This is a genomic window from Paenibacillus pectinilyticus (assembly GCF_001700435.1).
Lineage (GTDB): Bacteria > Bacillota > Bacilli > Paenibacillales > NBRC-103111 > Paenibacillus_E > Paenibacillus_E pectinilyticus.
In genome coordinates, this window is the sequence record NZ_LYPC01000016.1 from 181,807 (window position 1) to 203,663 (window position 21,857).

The window sequence follows — 21,857 nt, forward strand, 5'->3', positions numbered from 1 at the left end:
GTACCGACGGTTGGCTGTAACACGGGCAAGTTCTACTGTAAGGCCTTCGGGCCTTACGGTGGGCTTTCCGGTCCAACGTGCCGACACAGCTGCACTGTAAGCGCCCTTTTGGGTGTTACGCGGCGTGTTCGGCGGGTCAGTTCTGCTGTAGGGCCCTTTTGGGGCCTTACGGTAGGTTATTCCGGCCCAGCGTGCCGACGCGGCTGCACTGTAGCGCCCCTTTTGGACGTTACGCGGCGCGTAACGCGGGCAAGTTCTACTGTAAGGCCCTTTCCGGGCCTTACGACAGGCTTTTTCGCCCAGCGAACCGATGCGTCTGCGCTGTAACGCCCTTTTTGGGCGTTACGCGGCGCGTTCGGCTGGCCAGTTCTACTGTAAGGCCCTTTGCGGGCCTTACGATAGGCTTTCTCGGCCATGCCAGTCGACGCGGCTAGGCTATAGCGCCCTTTTTGGGCGTTACAACCTCGCCACCGCCCCCTACTTCGCTGCCTCCTCGGCAGCTTTCGCGAACTGCGTGCTGTACAGCCGTGCGTACAGCCCTTCCTTCGCAAGCAGCTCGCTGTGCGTGCCTCGCTCCACGACGCTGCCCGCTTCGATCACCAGAATGTGATCGGCGGCTAGCACCGTGGAGAGCCGGTGCGCGATCACAAGCGTCGTGCGCCCTTGCATCAGCTTCTCGAGCGCCGCCTGCACATAGGACTCGGATTCCGAGTCCAAGTGCGACGTCGCCTCATCGAGAATGAGGATGCGCGGGCGCTTCAGGATCGCACGAGCAATCGCGATCCGCTGGCGCTCGCCACCGGAGAGCCGGTGTCCACGCTCACCAACCATCGTGTCGTACCCTTCGGGTAACGACATGATGAAATCGTGGATGTAAGCCTGCCGGCAAGCGGCCTCCATCTCCTCACGCGTAGCGTCCTCCCGCGCAAAGCGCAAGTTGTCGCCAATCGTCGCGTGGAACAGAAACGACTCCTGCGTCACGTACGCGATCTGCGCGCGCAGTGACGCCAATTCGACGGCACGAACGTTCACGCCGTCGACCTCAATACTACCTGCTGTCGGATCGTACAGTCGAGCGATCATCCCAATCAGCGTCGACTTCCCGGCGCCGCTAGGCCCAACGAGCGCAACCATTTCACCCGGTTGCGCCTCGAAAGTGATGTCGCGCAGCGCATACTGAACAGCCTTCCCTCGCTCTTCCAGCTCCCCAGCCTTCCCTCGCTCTGCCAGCTCTCCAGCCTTCCCTCGCTCTACCAGTTCCCCAGCCTTCCCGCGCTCTGCCAGCTCTCCAGCCGTCCCTCGCTCTGCCGGCTTCCCAACCTTCCCTCTCTCCCCACCTTTATCCGGCTTATAAGCAAAAGAAACTCCCTTATACGCCACACGTCCCTTTACCGGTCCGAGCTCGAACGCATCCTCGGCATCCATGACATCAGGCACCATGTCCTGATACTCAAAAATTCGCTGGAACACGCCCAGCGCTGTCGCCACCTCTACCTGCAGGTTGAGCAGTGTACCAACCGGCATATACAACCTACCCAAATACGCCGTAAACGCGACGATCGAGCCTAATGTCATATGGCCTTGTATGACGGAGTATCCGCCGTAGATATAAATAATCGCCGTGCCAAGCGGCCCTAATGTACTTGTGGCCATCCCGAACCAACGGCCAACCAGATTGAGCCGCAGCTCGAGATCCATGACCTTTTGATTCATCGTCGTAAAAGCTTGCTCTTGCTGTTTCTCTCGGCCGAAAATCCGCGTCAATAGCGCGCCCGATATACCGAAATTCTCATTGAGCTGTGAGGTGATATCCGAACGTACTTTTTGCGTTTCAACCCGAAGTTCTTTCCGCATCTTGGATACCCTTTTGACAGGTAGCACGAAAAGCGGCAAAATCAGCACAGAAATAATCGCCAGCTTCCAATCCAGCGCGAATAAAATACCGATGGTTGTGAACACAATCACGATCTGCGTGATGGAAGATACGACGATCGACGTAACTACACTTTGTACAGACTGCACATCGCCCGTAATCCGCTGCACAATTTCTCCGGAACGTGCGTCAGTGAAGAACGCCATCGATTGCCGCTGCAAATTATGGAACAACGACTGCCCCAAATCCCGAATAACCCCTTGGGTTACTTTGGTATTAAGATGGTTCTGCCACACGCCGAGCATACCGCTCAACACAGGAAGCAAGATCATCATCAGCGCCATAACCGACAACAGTTTGACACGCCCCTGCGGAATCGCCGTATCAATGATTTCTTTCATGACCAGAGGCGGGATAAGCCCAATCACTGCCGCAAGCAGCGCCAAGCCAATAATCACAATAATTTGTGCCCAATACCTTTTGAACAATTGCAAAATCCTTCGTACCGATACATCCTTCAGCTTCGCCTTGGGCCGATTCCGATCGGAAAGCCGTCCCATCCCTCCAGGCCCGCCTGGTCCACCTGCTCCTATCACTCACTAATCACTCCGATCCTTCTCATCACACATGGTTATACTTGTACAGGAATTCCATAGCTAATAGCTTTCGTCACCTCATCAGCCATGTTTAGCACATAATATAACGAAGTCGTTTGCAAAATATTATACTGTCTTGGCCCATCGGCATTCACGATCGCCGCAATGGTATAGTCGCCAATCGGCGGTAGCACTTTTCCGACGGATTTCCCTGGAGCCAAAGGCTGATTCGATAGTTGGTACATACCTACACTTAATTTTTGTCCCAAACAAGCATCAATCGCGATAACCATCGTGCCCTGAGGAATTTCCTCCAGACGCATGACTAAATTACTTGCATCACACGGTGCTTTTAAAGTGCCAATCACAGACGGATAGCCGAGCTCCGCAAGCTTACTGCCCACCATTGGGCCCAAGGAATCTCCCGTCGATCTATCTGTGCCAATACAGACAAAAGTCACCTTGCTCGGGCTAAGTTCCGACTGTATCGCAATCTTTTTAAGGGACAGAGCCAAATGCTCACCATTCATCTTTTTCCAAAATTGCTCCAAGTGTTCAATCCGTTCTTCCTCCATCATGGCCTCCCCTTCAGGTATGCAGAGATATTTCCCCTCACTCCTAATGAATGATATAATGCGGTCAACTTCTATTCTTTCACAAGGAGATATACCATGTCTACTTTAGGGATCCTTGCTATTCTGACTTTGCTCTATTGGTTTTATGCTCTCATTGAAGTGCAGAGAAACATTCATTTACTTTCTACCTTACCTCCATCCACCAAGCTTCTAGAGAAGCCCCCACTTGTTTCCGTAATAATTGCTGCCAAAGAAGAAGAGGGCACCATTCGTGAAACGGTTCAACATTTACTATCCCAGCACTATCCGCGACTTGAAATTATTGCTGTGAACGATCGTTCCCAAGACGCTACCGGAGTTCGGCTGGACGAACTACGACAATGGTCCGAAGGTAAAAGCGACATTCACACGAAGCTCCAAATCATCCACATTACACAGCTGCCCAAAGGCTGGCTAGGCAAAAACCACGCACTCTACCAAGGGTATCTGCAGGCTAGAGGCCAGTACATCCTTTTTACAGATGCTGATATTCTTTTTGCGCCAAGCACGATTCAAGATGCAGTCACCTATATGAAGCAAAACGAGGTCGATCATCTCACATTAACCCCGCATATGCTGGCCAAAGGCGCTCTGCTGCGCGGGTTCGTTCATTTCTTTCTGTTCTCGTTCTCTTTATTCGTTCGCCCTTGGCGTGCCAACCGTGAGAGCGCCCGTGAGCCGGGCATTGGGATCGGCGCTTTCAATATGGTAAGCCGCAAGGCGTATGAAGCCATCGGTACGCACCAAGCCATTGCCCTTAGGCCTGATGACGACCTCCAATTAGGTATTTTTCTCAAAAGAGCCGGCTTCAGACAAAAGGTACTTTCTGGCAAGCATCTCTTACAAGTAGAGTGGTACCGCTCTCTTCAAGAGGCCATCACTGGCCTAGAAAAGAATTTATTCTCCGGCTTCCGCTATAGTTACACCGTCGCTGTACTAGCTTGCCTGGGACAGTTGATCTTCTTTATCGGGCCTTGGCTCGGTCTCATTCTCCTATGGGATTGGCGGGGCGCCCTGCTAGCCGTCGCTGTGTGTTTACAAATCTGGCTGTATCGCAAGCTCATGTTCCATCTGATGAGTCAACGCGGTAACGAGGCATACCTGCTTCCCATCAGTGCAGCACTGCTGCTTTACACCATCGTCCGCTCCGTATGGCTCACTTGGAAGCAAGGCGGCATCATCTGGAGAGGGACCTTCTATTCCTTGAAAGAATTGAAAAAGAAGCCCTCGCCAACCAACAAATAGGGCTCGCTAGCCATATATAAGTGAAACTTCAAATAAGCGTTACTCCAATGAGCAAAGCTTATTTATGTATGTATTTATCTTCTATGTAGGATTATGTATTTATCTTATTTGTCGATTATGTAGTTATCTATGTCGGACTGATTAATGCACCCGATTCATTCGCACAACGCGATAAAAAAGTTGACCGCTTACCTCTTGCTCTACTTCCAAGAAGCCTTCCATATGGACATAATCTCCCAAAATAAAGGAAGTCGCATCCGCGGAATCTGCATGGGTGAGAAAGAGAAGCGCGACTTTATCGTCGCCGACCACGAATCCCATCTGTTCCTTCACTTGGAACTTCTCTAGGATTTTACCGTGAAGTGATCTCACGATATGATGGAACCGCCAAACCCCATCTTCTTGGATGATAAAATATAATACGCGATTGCGGTGAGCATTGCTGAACTCCCTCGTCACACCGATCATGCACACCTTTTCGCCGATGCGCAAATACTCATCAATTACATAGGATTTCAGACGCAGTCGATGCACATTTTTACGCTGAATATAAGCTTCCATTTCTTCAATCGAACGCTGATCCTTCGGATCCTGCTTCGTTGCATAGAAGACTTCTTTGATAAACGTATCCGTCTGAAACTGCCTTGCCCCTTTGAAATGATGATAGGTTCGAAAAAATTGCTCAATCACTTCCCGAATGTCTTCCGGTATGGCAGGACTCGATTCCACGCTAAACATGCGATCTGTTCGACCCGACAATTTTATTCTATGAAACCAGCTTTTCCAGACACTGACTTGCATGCCGTACGTGTCACCTACTTTCTTCCAACCATTTTTTCATTATAGGCTATAATCCTCAAAAATTCGATAAAAATCGCAGGATTTCGCGCAAAAACAGCCAAAAAAAGAGCATAGGCCCGTTATGCTTTCTTTTTCGAAAGACATTACGAACGTATGCTCTTACACATTTTCCAACGATCACATTTACAGAACGCGTTTAGCGCCTACATATCTCGAACCCCAGTAGGAGCTGCTGAGACTATCGATGGCTACACCACCGGATGTTGTCGCGGAAATGAATTGATTATTTCCCAAATAAATGCCGACATGATTCACAATGCCTGAAGCGAAGAATACCAGATCCCCCGTCTTCAAATCGGTCACTCGCGTTCCCGCTTGATCATACATTTGCACAGAAGTACGCGGCAGGTCAATGCCCTTTGCCTCGAATAAATAGCGTACAAAACCTGAACAATCGAAACCACTCGGTGTTGTACCTCCCCAACGGTAAGGCGTTCCTTGATAAGCCGTCGCAGCTTGAATAATTTGTTCTGAAACGGTAGGCTGTACGACTTTTGGTGCTGCAGGAGCTGCTTTCGGTGCTGGCGGAGGTGCGATCCAAGCTGGTTTATGCGACTTACCGTCGACATCTACGATGGCGATTTTGTTCGCATCATTCCACTCAATCGCGGATCCGAATGTTTCGGTGATGAAACGAAGTGGAACAAACGTATTCCCTTCATGCAAAGTTGGGCTGCTTTCTAACGTAATCACCTTGCTGTTCACAAGTGCGTGATCTTCGTCTGTACCCAGATGAATCGACATGTCTTTGTTCACGAGCGTAACAAGAACGCCATTGCCTTGCTTGGCCCAGCTAACTTGATAGCCTAGCTTCTCTGAGAGCACACGCAATGGAACTTGAAGCACACCTTCCTCATCGATAAACGGCTGAACTTCAGGGAATTGAAGCAATTCATCATTCACCTGAACCTTCACCGAGGAATCGATGCTTGCTGCGTGAGCAGATGGTGCGGTGTACATCACTAATGCGGCGCCTAGAAGAGCGCATGAACAAATAAACCTTTTTGCGAAAACTTTCAAAACGTTGTGCCTCCTTGAAGCCTCCGAGGTTAGTTGACGGGTTCGGGAAGAGGTTTTCCCTAGTACACTCAATTAGTCTGCGACTAACTGTGTATTCATTCACCCCAAGTAAAGAAGTCCCCCGTACTAGAGCTTTTGATGCTCCAGATTCGGCATTTTTTGTCTATGTTAGACTAGCATAGTTCGATAAAGTCTGACAACTTTTGCGAAATGGTAAGTGTTTCCTTTCTGTGCGAAAAGCAAAAAACAGCCGCTCATTAAGCGAGCAGCTGTCTTCACATCATTTCATTAAACTGAGCCTACAGACTGTCCATATACCTCTGTGAGCAGGATATTTTTGAAGGGAACGAACTCATTTTCCGTCAATGGATTGGGATAACTCATGATATGTAAAGGCAGGTGCGGCTGCCCATCTCTTAAAGGAGGTTGTTCATAGGGAAATAGATTCAAATGAAAACCGCAGCGGCGATAAAATTCAATTCTACGCTGGGCATCATGGGTATCCGGCGGCTCCACTTCAAGCACAACGGGCGTTGTCCCGCTGTTTATATAATCCGTCAGCATTTGTTTTCCAATGCCTCCACCTCGTATAGCCGCATTGACGGCAATATGCTCTACAAACCGGAATGCGCTAAAGTTCCAGCTGGCCAAAAAGCCACGGATGTCCCCACTCTCATCTCTATTCACATGCAGCCGATAGTTGGGATGCGTAAGCAGCCCGCGCTGCCCTTCATACGTTCTTATTTCCGTAACCGGAAAAGCTGCTTCCATCAGCTTGAATACCTCGTCAAACGATGTTTGTTTCTCCATCTGTTGGCACCTTCCTTCTACCTATAGGGTAACCAACTGCGAGGAAACTTACAAATTCAGCTTAGTTCGCACACGTTTAAATCCCCTTAAAACCCGTTTTTCGGCATATCCAATGGCAAGGGTTCCGGAATTTTGCAGATACTCTTAGTATCATAGTACTTGCCTTCGTCCGAGGAGATGAACATCCCATGCATGATTTCTAAGACGTGATAGGCCAATTCGCCGCTCGCCCGATGTTCCGTCCCATTTACGATAGCATAGGCCATATCCATTAAGCCTAGACCGCGACTGTTCGTTGTAAAACCATGTGTGAAAGGAACTTCTTTAAACTCAGCATAATCCTGTCTTTTGAGATAAATCGAACCGCCGAAATGATTAGGATCCGGAACGATCAATGATCCCGATGTTCCATGAATTTCAATGCTCGGAATATGAGTTCCGCAGACGTCAAAACTGGTTACAATCGTTCCAATCGCGCCATTCTCAAAATCTAACGTACCGCTGATGTGCGTCGGAGTCTCAACAGGGAATTTCCTGCCATACTGATGTTGGCCCGTCACTGTCCGTTCTTTGAACGTCACACGAGTAGAACCTGCGATCCGGCGAACAGGTCCGATTAAATTCACTAAAGCAGTGAGATAATAGGGTCCCATATCAAATAACGGACCCGCTCCCTTTTGGTATAGGAAATCAGGGTTCGGATGGAAACTTTCGGGTCCATGCGACATCATAAAGGCTGTTGCGGCAATAGGCTCGCCTATCCAGCCATCATCGATGATTTTACGGCAGGTCTGAATACCTCCACCCAGGAATGTATCCGGTGCAGAGCCAACTAGCAGGCCTTTTGACTTCGCTAGGGCCAGAATGTTCTGTGCATCTTCCAGTTCGATGGCGATAGGTTTTTCCCCGTATGTATGTTTACCAGCTTCCAAAGCTCGCTTATGTATCTCCGCATGAGCACTTGGTATCGTTAAATTAACGACAATCTCGATTTCCGGATCAGAAATCAGCTCATCTACCGTACAAGCTTTAGGAATATGAAACTCTTCCGCTCTGGATTGTGCCCGTTCCAATTCCAAATCTGCGCAAGCCACGATATCGATGATTTCAAACTTTTTCCCGGTCTCGAAATAGACCGAGCTGATATTTCCGCAGCCAATAATCCCTACTTTAACTTTCCTCAAGCTTACCCCTCCGTCATCCTGCTTTTTATTTCGAGTATAGTAACGTATTGTGGTCACTGTTTGTTGCTAACTCCACTGTCTGTCCAGTTTCAGCCGACCGATATACAGCCTCTAATATTTGGGTGACGACATACGCTTGTTCCGCTTTGACGAGTGGCTCCGTATCGTGAATGATACACTCTAGCCATTGCTTAGCCTCTAATACGCCAGGACTCCCCTCGGCACCGTTGAAATAAGCAACACTGGCGCGCGTATTCGGCTTAAAATCAACGAGTTTGCCGTACTTCGCGGTATTAAAGACAAGCTCCGTTTTGCCATCCGGGCCTGCTTTCATTTCCGCTCCGCCTTCCACACCAAACAACGAAGTTTTAGCTTCTTTCACTTCTGTTGTATTAAGAGCCCAGGAGCATTCCAAGAATATGCTGGCGCCGTTCTCCATTTTAATAAAAGCAAAAGCAGAATCCTCCACATCGATCGTTGCTGGATCCCATGGGCCGAACAAATTCCCCTCCGTGTTGTCTTTCAGCTTATAGTAGACAGAACCCGTTACCGATTTAGGCTTATAATTGTCCATACACCAAAGCGTTAGATCCAAAGCGTGCGTCCCAATATCGATTAATGCTCCGCCGCCTTGCAGCTTTTTATCTGTAAAAACACCCCAGGTGGGTACAGCTTTTCTACGTACCGCGTGCGCTTTGGCCATATAAATGTCGCCTAAGTCGCCAGATGAGCAAGCTTTATGCACAACAAGCGACTCTTCGTTGAAGCGATTTTGGTAACCGATCGTCAGCTTTTTGCCACTTTTCTTCGCGGCATCCAACATTCGCTTCGCTTCGGTAGAATTAATCGCCATCGGTTTTTCACACATCACATGCTTGCCTGCTTCCAAAGCGTCCACAGTAATAGGAGCGTGATAGAGATTAGGCGTCAGCACATGCACCACATCAATGGATTCGTCCTTCAATAGTTCCTTGTAATCGCTATACACTTTGGCATCAGCATCGCCGAATTCAGCAGCTGCCTTGATCGCCCTTTCGTCTACAATATCGCAAAAAGCAACCATCTTCCCAAGATGCGACAGACTGGCGAGAGCAGGCATATGTTTTTGGTTCGCAATCCCTCCGCAGCCGATAATGCCGATTTTCAAAATATTTTCCATGTGGATTCACGCTTCTTTCTTGTAATTTTTAAAAAAGAGTGGGCCATCGTTTACGGATCGCTTGTAGCTCATCAATCCGTGTTGAAATTCATCGCCTGTCTCATCTGCTCTGTTCCTCTCTATGCATCCTATCCTTTGTAAAATCTACAAAAAGGCATATGCAAGCGTGTGAAGAAAGTGACCCATCACGATACGTTGCATATGCCATTGTTTGATTATATCCCTTACCTGCTTACTTCTTGACGTTAGCTGGCCAAGCGAACTGAATGCCTAACGCTTTTTTGGCCTCTTGGAACTTCTTGTTTTGATAGTCTTCCAATTTTTTGGATCCAAGCTTCTCTTCTGCTTCAATGCCATCTTTGTAGAATTTCTCTACATCCTCAGGTGTTTTCGCAAGAATCATTTTGGCTCTTGTTTTTATACGTAATTCATCACGCTTCGCATTGATACCCGCTTCTTCCGTACCACCTAGCGGTGAAATTGATTCAAACGGAAGCGCGTCATACAAATACTTACTGAAGTATATATTTCCTTTTGATTTTTCAATTTCCATTGCACCATTCAAAGGTAACGTGCGGTTAATCGGTGCATAGTTAATCAACCAGTTTAATGTCGTATTGCCATACTTCAATTGCGCTTTAGCCGCATCTTCTGATCTTGCCTTAATGAACTCATCCGTTAACTTTACTTTGCCATCCGCATCATAGTCCCATGTGATGCCTTTTGGACCATAGGTGACATTCAAGCTCATTTCATCGGAGGAGAGGTAGTGCATGAGTTTAATAATACGATCTTGATTCTTCGCTTTGCTGTTAACCATCGTAAGCGTCCAGCCAGAAGCTGCTACCGGATCAATCGCCGGCTGATTCCCTTTATCACCCTTAACAGGTCCCACAGCTACGTAAACGGTCTTCGGATCTTTAGCATATAACGCATCCCACTTAATCGCTTTGTTCGTTAGAGCAAAGACTGCACCATTATTTACTTTTTCAGTAAGCTGTGTTGGCGTCAATGTTTGGCTATCTTCCGGCAACAAGCCTTCACGATAGAGTCTGTTAAGGAACTGATAAGCTTCTAGTGCCTCTGGTGTTCTCTCACGATCCACCAAATTCCCTTGTGCATCCTCACGTGGGTTACCGAAGAAGCCTGAGATTACCCATGGATCGAAGTAGGCAGGAGTAACGTCGAAGCCATTATACTTGATCTTGGCATCCTTTACCTTCTTGAGCACTGTAACTAAGCCTTCTTTGGTACTGAAATCCTCAGGTTTGATGCCAAGTTGATCCATAATATCTTTACGAGCGTATAAACCTTGGTTACTGAATATCGCATCACCTGGTTTAAATGTCTCTTTCGCGTAGAAATAATTGGCATAACCATAGAAATGACCATCTGGATTACGGAACCAGTCCTGCATGGATTTAGCAACATTGAACGATGGATCGTATTTCTTGATTAACTCATCCAATGGAGCGACCAAGCCTGATTTCTCAAGGACACCCCGTTGCGGTACACTTTTATCTACAGTAATCATATCCGGAATGTCTCCAGAGGCGATAAGTGCACTTAGTTTATCATCACTACCCGATGTAAATTCAATGGATACACCCGTGTCTTCCGTAATTTTCTTGTCCAACAGGTTATTTACCGGATCCCAGATTTTCTTGTAGGATTCTTGATCCACGAACCAAGTAATCTTGATAGGTGTCTTATCATCTGGTTTAGCTGTCGCTGTAGCTGTAGCAGCAGCCGATGACTTTGGTGAAGCGGATGTCTCTGCCCCCTTATCTGTGGAACATGCGACTAATAATGTGCCGAACATGGTTGTTACAAGCCCTAAACTAATCATGCTTTTTTTCACTTTGTTTTGCCCCCTTAGTATCGGTAAAATTAACCTTTCACAGAACCAATCAGTACACCTTTGACGAAATACTTCTGTAAGAAAGGATAGATTGCGACGATAGGCGCTGTTGTTGCAACCATCATGGCAAGTTTCAATGTAGCAGGACTAATATGCTTCGCTTCATCTGGCATATACATGGAAGCCTGTTGACCTAATGCTTCTCCATAGGAGGCATCCGTTACCAAACGCATAAGAACGAGTTGAACAGTCTCTAGTGAGCTCTTCGTTGTAAACATCATGGCATCCATATACGTATTCCATTGGTATACCCCGTTAAACAAGGCAATAGCTGCCAGAACAGGCTTCGTTAACGGTAATACCAATTGGATGAAAATACGATACTCACCTGCCCCATCCATCCTTGCAGATTCAAAAATGGGTTCCGGCAGCGTCCGGAAGAAGGACATGATAATAATCATATCCCAAATACTAAACATCGAGGGAATAATATAGACCAAGAAATTATTTAGTAGTCCAATCTGCTTGTAAAGCAAGTACGTTGGAATTAAACCTCCATAAAAGAACATGGCTATCATCATAATCAGGAGATAAAAATTACGACCTTTTAATTCTTTACGAGACATCCCGTACGCTACAAGCGCTGTTAACGCGATATGCGTGGACATGCCAACCAGTGTTTTACTGATTGTAATGAAATACGCGTGATATAGACCGCTATCTGAAAGTACAGCTTGATAATTCGCCAACGTAAATTCACGAGGCCATAAGTAAACGCTTCCTCTCAAGTAATCGACGCCATCATTAAACGAACCAACCAAGGCAAACCAGAACGGTGCCAACGTTACGACAACTACAAACAACATGAAGATGATATTAAATACATCAAACCATTTGTCCCCTTTGGAACGCAACTCCATTTGTGCTCCTCCTTGTCTGCAGGCATCCTTATTAGAACAAGCTGTTATCGGTTACTTTACGGGATGCATAGTTCGCAGCAAACAACAGCAACAGTGCCACTACTGATTTCGCTAAACCCACCGCCGTTGAATAGGAGTACCTCATCTGCCTTAGTCCAACCTTGTAGACGTAGGTATCAAGCGTTTCACTCACATCCAGATTCAGCGGATTCTGCATCACCATAATTTGTTCGAAGCCCGTATTCAAGATCGCACTAATCTTAAATATAAGCATAATAACAACCGTCCCCATAATAGCTGGCAGCGTGACATACCACATGCGCTGCAGTCTGCCTGCACCATCGATCCTCGCTGCTTCATACATTTCCTGATCTACACCTGCAATCGCAGCGATATAGATAATTGCACCCCATCCAATGTTCTTCAAAATTTCGGCACACACCATAATGATCCAGAATAGATGTGGATTGGCGATGAAATTAATCGGTTCATCGATGATATGCAAACTCGTTAATATGAGGTTGAGGATACCATTCGAAGGTGACAGCACGGTCAGGACTAAGCCGCCAAAAATGACCCACGAAGCAAAATGGGGCAAGTACGAAATCGTTTGCACAATTCTCTTGAAGCGCTTCTTCGTTAGTTCATTCAAGAAGAGTGCAAATACAATGGGTGCAGGGAACTCAAGAATTAACCCCAAACCATTCATCGCCAGTGTGTTCCTCAATACATTCAAGAAATTCGGATCAGTCAGGAGATCTTTGAAGTGTGTGAATCCGATCCACGGTGAACCCATCACTCCCAAGAATAGATCGTATTCCTTAAATGCAATCAGAATGCCATACATAGGAACATACGAAAATACGAGCAGAAACAAGATCCCCGGCCAAACCATGCTTTGCAGTGCGAACTGACTCTTGAAGCGAAGCCATTTACTTGATGTGGCTACCCCTGGGGATTGTACACTGATTTTCGACTTTACGGTTCCATCCACATTGTGTTCCTCCCCGATATACTGCCTTCCCTTTTAGCATAAGAGATGGCAATGTTTCTCTTTTTATTTACCAACTTCACGGCTGCTATAGCAAAGCGACTTCTGAAGCATATCCTTACTATACATTTTGAAAGCGCTTATAAAAATATCACGATTTTTGTTTTGATACCTTCATTTGGGATATGTTTTTCTTTCAATGCCCCCTTGCTACTGTTTCCAACATGCAATACCCGCCATCAGTAAAAGTTACCAATGACGGGTTAGTTTCCAGCTTATTTCTTATGGCGTAACGCTGACCACCACATCATCAAAATAGCCTTTCAGCTGATGCGTGTACACACCGATCTTCCCAGCTGAGAACGTGCTGTCCGTGGCTGTGATGATAAGCTGCCCATTCACATAAGCTTGCAGTGTAGTCCCATTCACAGTGAATTTAAGTGTATGATACATTCCTGCAGCCAGTGGCGCTATAGCCGTTGAAATGACCAAATCGGTTGAGGTGCCATTTTGCAGCTTCGTGATGAAGACTTTCTTCAAAAAATTATCATAAGACATTGTGTAATAGTTGTTGTAATCAACGAATCTAGCGACTAGACCGATTCGACCACTTGTCGCCTCCATCTTAGCCTTGGCCTCAACCGTGTAGTTCGTCCATGTAGATGCACCTGCAACGGATTTGGTCGCCCCTTTATCCGCGTTATTAGAGAGGTAGGCTTTCGTGCTGCCGTCTGTTACAACAGAGAATGTTCCCCATCCAGAAACAACACTCCAACTGCTCGCGTTTCCAGACTCGAAATTATCTTCCAACAGTGTGCTTTTGGTCGTTACGATAGCTTCACTACTTGCATCGGAGACATTGTTAGCCTTATCAAATGCCTTAACCGTGTAGTGATAGGTCGTCGCTAGACTTAGTCCTGTGTCTTTGAAGGTGTATACCGCACCCGTAACTGTCGCAATATCTTGCCCATCACGTGCAATCGTGTAGCCTGTCACACCCGCATTGTCCGATGATTGCTCCCATGATAGGGCAACTTCACTGGACGATAATGCGGTAGCCGTCAATCCTGTAGGCGCGGTAGGCGCCACCGTGTCAGGGTCAGGAATCACATGAACCACAACGTCGTCAAAGTAACCTTTCAACATGTGCGTGTACACACCTGTCATACCTGTAGTGAATGTGCTGTCCGTAACCATGGCAAGCAGCTGTCCATTCACATAAGCTTGCAGGGTATTCCCATTCACGGTGAAGCGATACGTGTTGTAAACACCTGCAGGCAGGGGCGCTAAGGCCGCTGAAACAACCAAGTCGGTTGTAACACCATTCTGGAGCTTCGAAATAAACACTTTCTTCGAGTAATTATCATAAGTCATGGTGTAATAGTTGTTGTAATCAACGTATCGGGCAACTAGACCCATGCGACCGCTCTGTTGATCCATTTTACCCTTAGCTTCTACACTGTAATTGGTCCATGTGGGGAGTCCTGCTACGGATTTCGTAGCTCCTTTATCCGCATTATCGGACAAGTAGGCTTTCGTGCTGCCGTCGGTCACGACACTGAAAGTCCCCCATCCTGAGACAACGGACCATGCACTCGCGCTTCCCGATTCGAAATTGTCCTCAAGCAGCGTATTCTTCGTCGTAGCTGCCACCTCTTCACTTGCTGCGGATACATTATTCGCAGGATCAGTGGCTTTGACCGTGTAATGATACGTTGTACCTAAGCTCAGACCTGTATCCTTGTAGCTTGTGTTCACACCATTTATGGATGCAATTTGTTGACCATCGCGATAAATGATGTAACTGGCCACGCTATCAATATCTATAGACGGAGTCCAAGATAACGATATTTCATAGGACGATAGCACAGTTGCTGCCACATTCGAAGGTGCCGTTGGTGCTGTCACATCTCTATAAGCAACGATAAAATTATCATAGGAGACTGGGCCCTTCACCCGCTTCAGGAATTCGGTTAATCCAGTCAGAAACGTCTCATTAGAGCCAGTAATTGCATTGATTTCACTACTCACTGCGCTTCCTAGCGCAGCTATCCATTGTTGTGTTGCTGCGCCCCAAGGGAAGCCTGCCGGGAGTTCAAGGTCCTTCGTTAAAATTCCGGCGGAGCCGCTTGCAATCGAGCTGTCTGTTGCTGTAACCACCAATTGACCATTGATATAGCCATATAGGTTACTGCCTACCACTTCAAACCTCAACTTGTTCATAACATCCAACGGTAATGTCACACCGGTCGCTGTTTGAAGCACAACGGATGTACCATTGCTGCGTTTCTCAATGATTGCCTTTCCGAACAGCGCATCATAGGTGAAGCTATAATAATTGTCTGGATCCACATACCGGGCGAGAAGTCCTACCGTATCTTTATGACTAACAATTCGCACATCTGACTCAACAAAATAGTCGGTTCCACTCGTTTGTGCAACCACAGCAGTCGATTCCTTTGTCGATTGATAAACATGATTGCCGCTGCTCTCTGTTTGAAGCGCAAAGTTTCCTTTAACTGAGGTCCAATCCGCTGCACCTGACTCAAAATCATTCGTGTACAATGGATCGTAAACCAGTTCAAAGGCGAAGCCTTTATCCGTATCAAGCTGGACAAATACGTCTTTTCCTGTGGCCATCACGGGAATTTCCTGCAGCCGTACACCGTTTGTCGCCAGCTTGTAAGCTTTGTACCCTGCTGGGATGAGTGTCGTCTTCAGATGGAATTCCATTGTCTCGTGTTTGGCAAGTGTCGGCAATTTCCCTCTTACATAGGTCCTCTTCTTGCTATCGAGAGGATCTTGAATCGTATCTTCCCCTGTCGCCGCTGCATCGGTTGTATAGATGACCAGCATTCTCTCGCTTTTGTCTAGCGATTTATCATCAAGCGTTGCTGCGGATACGGTTCCTTTATCCACACTTGCCTTCATAGATACAGGACCAAGCTCAAATAAGTTGTTATTCAACGTGCCTACAGCTCCAATTACGTAAGGGGTATTGATCAGATAGGTATTTAGATTAAGATCAAATATAAGCTCACCCGTGTCCGAAACCAGCTTATTTTGATTCAGATTAGAGAGCATGTTGTTTTTCAGATTGACATCATCAATAGCATTAATAAACGTCTCCGCAACCTGCTTTAAGGTCATGCTATTCGTAATGGATATCTTATTCTGGGCAGGAAGATTACCGCTTGCGATTTGCTCAGGTGTAAGCTCAGGTGTGATTTTATAGATGGCATAGGGTTCACCAGGCTTATCTGCGTACACGGTAACCATCTTGAACAGATGCGGTATATACATTCGATTAATCTCTAAATCTTCATTCTCCGTTGATGCCCCATGCGTCTTAACCGATGTCTGATCCCTGACAATGACAAATTTAGGTTCGCTTGGAGTGATATGACCTTTACGGAAAAGAAGGGTGCTTTGATATTCGGACATCGTTACCAAGGTATCTGTTAGGGTATCAAATGAAGTAAAACCACCCAAAGTTGCACTTTGTTTAGTAGCCTCACTTACACGGGCAACATATTCAAACCTGTTTAGCATATCCCAGCCATTGAAGGCGCCGGTCGCGGCCACCATCAATCCAAGGTCGTCTCTGCCTTTCGTTGGAAACTCCTGATTATATTCAGTTAATGCAAAAGGCTTCTGGTACAGCTGCCCAAGGGCAAGACCAGGAATATAATTTTTAAATAGAGTCCCTCCAGATTGCGGCGGATAATTAGCTGCTGATTCTGGAGCAAATACCATACTGTAACGAGGATGTGACGCCGGGGTAAAAGAGAATGAGGCTCCCCTTCCATCTACAAGCCCATTATATAAGTGTGTTTCATGAACATCTGTGTTTGTTCGCCAGTAGTTGGCCAAAGAATCATTAATGTAGTTAATTCCTCCAATGGGTACCTTTACGCCAATTACATCTTTAAGGTAATTTTTCATTTCATTATGGGAAGATAACGCTTTTTCTGTGAAGTATTCGGCAAGATCATCACGAATACTCGGATCTGCAGTCCAAAACATATCTGGAAATGTTGTGATAGGCAGACGTGCTTTACCAGCCAGAAACGTATTAAAGTCTGCTTTCAACCATTCTTTTACACCTGCGTTTGAAAAATTAGCATTATAAAGAATAGTTTCATTCATGGGAGACAGCCCCATCAATATAGGATCATCCTTCAAGGCAAGTCCGGTGTACGGATTAACATGAGTAAGCCACTGCTGAGCAAATGATTGCCAAATCGCTTTACCGTCCGGAAAAAGCGTTGCCATATATTTGGCAGGGAATGAGCCGTATTTGTCTTTGCTTAAGCTTGGTACACTAGAGTAATCCGCATAAGCCAGAAGGTCGAGATCGATATAAATGCCTCGTGCCTTCAGCAAAGAAACGAAGTACTCAAAGTTATCCAGTTTGACCGGATTTAATGTAACCGTCGTGGAAGTAGGTTTCACCATAAGTCCTACTGCCCACTCAACATTATCATCATTGTCATGGAGTCGCACCGCATTATAACCCATAGCAGCAAGCCGGTCGGCGATAATAACCATTTCTTCCCGGGTTGGATCCGTACCATAGCTGCCGTTAAGGTTGGTACCAAAGAATTTTACTTTCTTATTGGGCTCATCCGTAAAATAATAATCACCATCCGCATCAATCTTTACGAAGCCTTTCGTTCCAGCTGGTGTTTGATTCAAGTAGGACAAGTCCAGCGCACTTCCAGGTGCTACCGCCAATGTCGTATCAATAGCCTTCCATGTGCTATCCGCAACAATGGGGGCCGCGCTTGCAGTTGGAGCCTGCCCTACCGCTCCAAATAACTGCAGTAATAATGCAAAAGCCAGCGTAACTGAAACCTTAGTAATCCTGCCCTTTCTCATTTTCGATCCTCCAGTACACTTTTTTTGTAAAACCCGTTTTTGCGAACATAACCATTTCCAAATCGTTCTCATTCTCTCTAATTCGATTACGTTCTCTCCTAGCCGTATCTCGCTGATTTATGCGGTCTTAACCACCTCCTTTCAATTCACTCGCCTTTATAAGGTTTTCTCGTTTATAGCGGGAGAGGATAAAGAGGCATATGCAAATGCGTGAAGTAACTAACAATCACGGAACATTGCATATGCCAACCTGTAAATAATTTTGTTAATCCCGATTTTTATTGCATTTACCGTTGAAGCCATCCGACTTGATATCAATACATCCATAAAGCAAAGCAACTTCTGAAACATATCCTCACTATATATTTTGTAAGCGCTTATAAAAATATCATCGTTTTTGTTTTGATACCTTCATTTGGGATATGTTCTTCTCCAGAAAGGTATCGCTCACCGCATGTCGAATCCTCCTTACAAGCCTACTACGAAGAAAGAAGGAGTTCTCTTGCCACGCACCCTAAACGCCATGAGTATTAAAAGTAAAGTGACGCTTGCCTTTATTTTTTTCATATTAATTCCCTTCAGCGTGCTAGGTCTGTATACATACAACCAATCGCAGCGCTATATCCAATCGCAATTACTGGCTAACTCCCAGACCACTGTGAAGCAGATTAAGCATACAATTGAGAATAAAATCGACCTTATTGAAAGCGTTAGCAATAATATCACTTATAATTATCGCTTTCAGCAATTTCTCGGTGAACCGTATTCGTTAGAGAAAAATTCATTGGATACCTATTTCAATTACGCAGCACCGCTGGTTAACTATGCCATGTTATTCCAGAAGGTTAATGCCCAGCAAATTTACATCTATATGAACAATGATTCCATCCCTGAAGGATTTGGCTCCTTTTACTCCGAGAAAAAGGTACAGCTCGAGCCTTGGTACAATACATTCATGGCCTCTACGAAGAAGTCCCTCTGGCTACTGAATAGGGCCGATGGCGGTGACATTTTCCGATATATCCAAAAAATGATTTCCATTGAAGGCACTTATCTAGGTATGTCCATTATCGATGTGCGTTTAAGTGATTTGCTTGAACCCGCTTTAAATCCAAATATTGCGAATCAATCTGTGTTTATTTTGGATGCCAATCATACGATTGTATCCAATGATCACAAGCCAGACACTCAAGCCCTATTTGACGCAACACCCGCCCTATTCACACAAGGCTTTGCGAAGAAAGCAGGCTATTTATACGTCACCGATACATTGAAAGGTGTTCAACATAGTATCGTAATGGCGATTCCTATCCCACCTTTGCTAGGATCCGTTCAGGTTGCAGCAAATCTCGTCTCCATTCTTACCTTTATCATCTTATTGTTTGCCTTTTACTACGTACTCAAGCTAACGCTAAGTAAAATGAAAACGAGCATTAAACAGATGGATCACGCCATTGAAATGGGCTTCAAGCCCATTCCGATCCTACGCAGGGATGAATTCGGGGTCATTTCCGAGAAATTCAACATTTTGCTCAATAAAATTACGTTATTGCTCAGTGATATGGTCAAGAAAGAAACCATGCATAAGGATGCCCAGCTCATGGCGCTCCAAGCCCAGATTAATCCGCATTTCATTTACAACACCTTAGATATTTTCAGTTCCAAAATGGAGATTGCCGGTCAATATGAGGTATCCGACGCTATGGCCGACTTTGGAAAAATGATGCGATATAACATGGAAAGTCACGCCAAATTTGCTGCTTTAGAAGACGAGCTTCGCTACTTAGAGCAGTATATAAATCTACAGAAGGTTAAATTTGGAGATAGTATTCATTTCCAAATTCACGTCCCTAGTGAACTTCTCGCCACACAAGTATTGAAGTTCATCCTGCAGCCTATTGTAGAGAATAGTGTAAAGCATGGCTTTGCGAAGCAAGATACACTCACCATCGATATCCATGTTACATTAGAGAATGACTCTACAATTCGGTTATGTGTAAAAGATAATGGCGTTGGCATCGAGGCTGCACGGTTAACCCAGCTCAACGAGCAGTTCCGTACTTCCGTGTATGTGGGTAAAGGCGAGAAAGAGCGAGAAAGTATTGGTCTGGGTAATATTAATGAACGATTGAAGTTATTTTATGGCGAACAATATCCTTTACGGTTAATCAGCACACAAGGTCAATATGCAGAGACGATATTAACCCTTCCTTATGAATCAAGAAAGATCCAGGAGGATGACGATGTACACACTATTAATTATTGATGACGAGGAATTGATTGCCTGTGGCGTAAAGGCCAAGCTCGAGAGGGCTAATGTACCCGGTATCCGTGACATTCACCTTGCTATCGGCGGTCTACAAGGGCTTGAGCTAGCGCTGCACCTGCAGCCACATATCATCATTACAGATATTCGAATGCCGGAGTTAGACGGTATTCAATTAATTAAACAGCTGTCCACGCAGCTGACCCATACGAAATTCATTATGCTGAGCGGGTACGGTGATTATCCCTATGTGCGCGAAGCCTTCAAATACGGCGCGCTGGATTACCTCTTGAAGCCAGCGGCCTCCGATGAGCTTGGCAAACAAGTGCAGGCTGCCATCGTCAGCATACAGACCGATCAATTGAACGATCAGCTCGCTGAACGCAGTCAGCTAGATGCCAGAGCCTTGCTTGCTGCAAGGCTGCCGCTTATGATCCATGGATCGAAGCGAGTGCCCACAGCTTCTGACTCTGCAACGGACTCCTCTCTGGGGAATAAAGACTCCGAATCTCAGCAATCGCTCGAAGCTTATTTCACTCATCCACTATTCGTCGTAGCTAATCTAACGTTCGATGATATTACCTTCAGTGAAGAGCATTTGGACATCGTGAATGACTGTATCGAGCACCTCATTCACGAGCAGGGGATCACACAACTTCTAAGCTATCTCGCTTTTCACGATACGCAAGGAAGTATTGGGCTTGTATTTAACTACGTTAATAATCTTGCCCATCCGACTGTACTAGCTTTACTTAACCGAGTCGTACGTACGCTTAGAAAAGGCCAGCAGCGAACACCTATCGCCTCAATCAGTCAGCCTGGGCAAGGCTTGAATGAATTATCGCACCTCTATAAGCAGGCGTATTATGCGATGTCTGAGCGGATTGTAAGAGAACCGGGCGAGGTATTAGCAGCCGTAGAGCCTGCGGTCCGCAACGAAGCTTGGCTGCCTGCGAAGAAGGATATAGAGGAAATTAAGCAAGCGGTCGAAACCCTTCATCTGGAACGTATCTCCCTCTGGGTTGATCGCCATCTTAGCGATGCACTGCGTTCCCAGATGTCCTTAGAGCAGCTCAAGGCGATCTATGATCTCATCCTGTCCGAAATTCATCGCCATGTGCATGATCGCTTCCTATTCGAAGAAGGGGAGCAAGCAGCAGCCTTCGATACGTTTCATACGCTTGCGGAGCTTCGCCACTACTTGAAGAGCTATGCAACTGATACGAAGCATCAGATTTCTGACCACGCGGGTCTCAACGAAACGGTTATTACACTTGCGGAAACCATTGTACGTGAGCATTATAACCGCGATTTACAGCTCGCTGAGGTCGCTAATCGCGTCTCGATGAACTATTCTTACTTCAGCAAGCTATTTAAGGAGAGAACCGGTTTAACCTTCACCGCTTACCTCATCAAGGTCCGCATGGAGGAGGCACAGAAGCTGCTCAAAGACCCCACCTTACGGATCAATGAGATCTCGGAAAAGGTAGGGTATGGCAATCTCTATCATTTCTCACGCGCTTTTAAAAATTATTTCGGCGTTTCCCCGAAAGAACATCGGAAATCGATGTAAGAC

At 46.2% G+C, this 21,857-nt stretch carries 14 protein-coding genes and 1 riboswitch; of the genes, 3 read left to right on the forward strand and 11 right to left on the reverse strand.

Translation table 11 applies throughout. The annotated features are described in order from the left end of the window. Window positions 1–477: 477 nt before the first annotated feature. On the reverse strand, window positions 478–2,433 hold the full coding sequence (locus A8709_RS12840) for an ABC transporter ATP-binding protein (protein WP_065852792.1): 1,956 nt from the start codon (window positions 2,431–2,433) through the stop codon (window positions 478–480). Between the two features lie 71 nt (window positions 2,434–2,504). Beyond that, window positions 2,505–3,044 (reverse strand): spore protease YyaC, encoded by a 540-nt coding sequence (yyaC, locus tag A8709_RS12845; protein ID WP_065852793.1) that lies wholly within the window; start codon window positions 3,042–3,044, stop codon window positions 2,505–2,507. 96 nt (window positions 3,045–3,140) lie between these two features. Here yyaC and A8709_RS12850 point away from each other — a divergent pair, with 96 nt between their 5' ends. Next, window positions 3,141–4,328 carry a glycosyltransferase family 2 protein gene (locus A8709_RS12850; protein WP_065852794.1) on the forward strand — a complete coding sequence of 396 codons (1,188 nt, stop codon included), beginning with the start codon at window positions 3,141–3,143 and terminating at the stop codon, window positions 4,326–4,328. A gap of 141 nt (window positions 4,329–4,469) precedes the next feature. On the opposite strand, the gene A8709_RS12855 is transcribed toward A8709_RS12850, so the two are convergent. The 9 genes from A8709_RS12855 to A8709_RS12895 form a co-directional block, all read right to left on the reverse strand. Next, window positions 4,470–5,087 (reverse strand): hypothetical protein, encoded by a 618-nt coding sequence (locus tag A8709_RS12855; protein WP_208607677.1) that lies wholly within the window; start codon window positions 5,085–5,087, stop codon window positions 4,470–4,472. Between the two features lie 225 nt (window positions 5,088–5,312). Beyond that, window positions 5,313–6,209, reverse strand: coding sequence for a C40 family peptidase (locus A8709_RS12860; RefSeq protein WP_244163175.1), 897 nt, complete (start codon window positions 6,207–6,209; stop codon window positions 5,313–5,315). Between the two features lie 3 nt (window positions 6,210–6,212). Continuing rightward, a riboswitch (cyclic di-AMP (ydaO/yuaA leader) is annotated at window positions 6,213–6,374 on the reverse strand. Between the two features lie 123 nt (window positions 6,375–6,497). After that, entirely contained in the window at window positions 6,498–7,019 is a 522-nt protein-coding gene (locus A8709_RS12865) for a GNAT family N-acetyltransferase (protein WP_065852796.1), read from the reverse strand. Between the two features lie 86 nt (window positions 7,020–7,105). Beyond that, window positions 7,106–8,203 carry a Gfo/Idh/MocA family protein gene (locus A8709_RS12870; protein WP_065852797.1) on the reverse strand — a complete coding sequence of 366 codons (1,098 nt, stop codon included), beginning with the start codon at window positions 8,201–8,203 and terminating at the stop codon, window positions 7,106–7,108. 25 nt (window positions 8,204–8,228) lie between these two features. Beyond that, window positions 8,229–9,362, reverse strand: coding sequence for a Gfo/Idh/MocA family protein (locus A8709_RS12875; RefSeq protein ID WP_065852798.1), 1,134 nt, complete (start codon window positions 9,360–9,362; stop codon window positions 8,229–8,231). A 232-nt stretch (window positions 9,363–9,594) separates the two neighbouring features. Next, window positions 9,595–11,223, reverse strand: a complete 1,629-nt coding sequence (locus tag A8709_RS12880; protein ID WP_065852799.1) for a type 2 periplasmic-binding domain-containing protein — start codon at window positions 11,221–11,223, stop codon at window positions 9,595–9,597. Between the two features lie 29 nt (window positions 11,224–11,252). Further along, the gene (locus tag A8709_RS12885) at window positions 11,253–12,143 is read right to left on the reverse strand and encodes a carbohydrate ABC transporter permease (RefSeq protein ID WP_065852800.1); all 891 of its coding nucleotides are present in this window, start codon (window positions 12,141–12,143) and stop codon (window positions 11,253–11,255) included. A 31-nt stretch (window positions 12,144–12,174) separates the two neighbouring features. Continuing rightward, a complete protein-coding gene (locus tag A8709_RS12890) occupies window positions 12,175–13,137 on the reverse strand; it encodes an ABC transporter permease (RefSeq protein WP_065852801.1) in 963 nt (320 codons plus the stop codon). A 279-nt stretch (window positions 13,138–13,416) separates the two neighbouring features. Continuing rightward, the gene (locus A8709_RS12895; protein ID WP_065852802.1) at window positions 13,417–18,015 is read right to left on the reverse strand and encodes a 3-keto-alpha-glucoside-1,2-lyase-like domain-containing protein; all 4,599 of its coding nucleotides are present in this window, start codon (window positions 18,013–18,015) and stop codon (window positions 13,417–13,419) included. A 523-nt stretch (window positions 18,016–18,538) separates the two neighbouring features. On the opposite strand from A8709_RS12895, the gene A8709_RS12900 reads away from it, so the two are divergent. Next, window positions 18,539–20,281, forward strand: a complete 1,743-nt coding sequence (locus A8709_RS12900) for a sensor histidine kinase (RefSeq protein WP_065852803.1) — start codon at window positions 18,539–18,541, stop codon at window positions 20,279–20,281. Then, window positions 20,259–21,854 carry a helix-turn-helix domain-containing protein gene (locus tag A8709_RS12905; RefSeq protein WP_065852804.1) on the forward strand — a complete coding sequence of 532 codons (1,596 nt, stop codon included), beginning with the start codon at window positions 20,259–20,261 and terminating at the stop codon, window positions 21,852–21,854. The genes A8709_RS12900 and A8709_RS12905 overlap by 23 nt, the downstream gene beginning before the upstream one ends. Window positions 21,855–21,857 lie beyond the last annotated feature (3 nt).

Excerpts from the sequence above, each read along its gene's own strand:
- A8709_RS12900 (WP_065852803.1), top strand. The coding sequence starts at position 18,539 with ATGAGTATTAAAAGTAAAGTGACGCTTGCCTTTATTTTTTTCATATTA.
- A8709_RS12865 (WP_065852796.1), bottom strand. The coding sequence starts at position 7,019 with ATGGAGAAACAAACATCGTTTGACGAGGTATTCAAGCTGATGGAAGCA.
- A8709_RS12895 (WP_065852802.1), bottom strand. The coding sequence starts at position 18,015 with ATGAGAAAGGGCAGGATTACTAAGGTTTCAGTTACGCTGGCTTTTGCA.
- A8709_RS12840 (WP_065852792.1), bottom strand. The coding sequence starts at position 2,433 with ATGGGACGGCTTTCCGATCGGAATCGGCCCAAGGCGAAGCTGAAGGAT.
- yyaC (WP_065852793.1), bottom strand. The coding sequence starts at position 3,044 with ATGGAGGAAGAACGGATTGAACACTTGGAGCAATTTTGGAAAAAGATG.
- A8709_RS12875 (WP_065852798.1), bottom strand. The coding sequence starts at position 9,362 with ATGGAAAATATTTTGAAAATCGGCATTATCGGCTGCGGAGGGATTGCG.
- A8709_RS12850 (WP_065852794.1), top strand. The coding sequence starts at position 3,141 with ATGTCTACTTTAGGGATCCTTGCTATTCTGACTTTGCTCTATTGGTTT.
- A8709_RS12905 (WP_065852804.1), top strand. The coding sequence starts at position 20,259 with ATGTACACACTATTAATTATTGATGACGAGGAATTGATTGCCTGTGGC.
- A8709_RS12885 (WP_065852800.1), bottom strand. The coding sequence starts at position 12,143 with ATGGAGTTGCGTTCCAAAGGGGACAAATGGTTTGATGTATTTAATATC.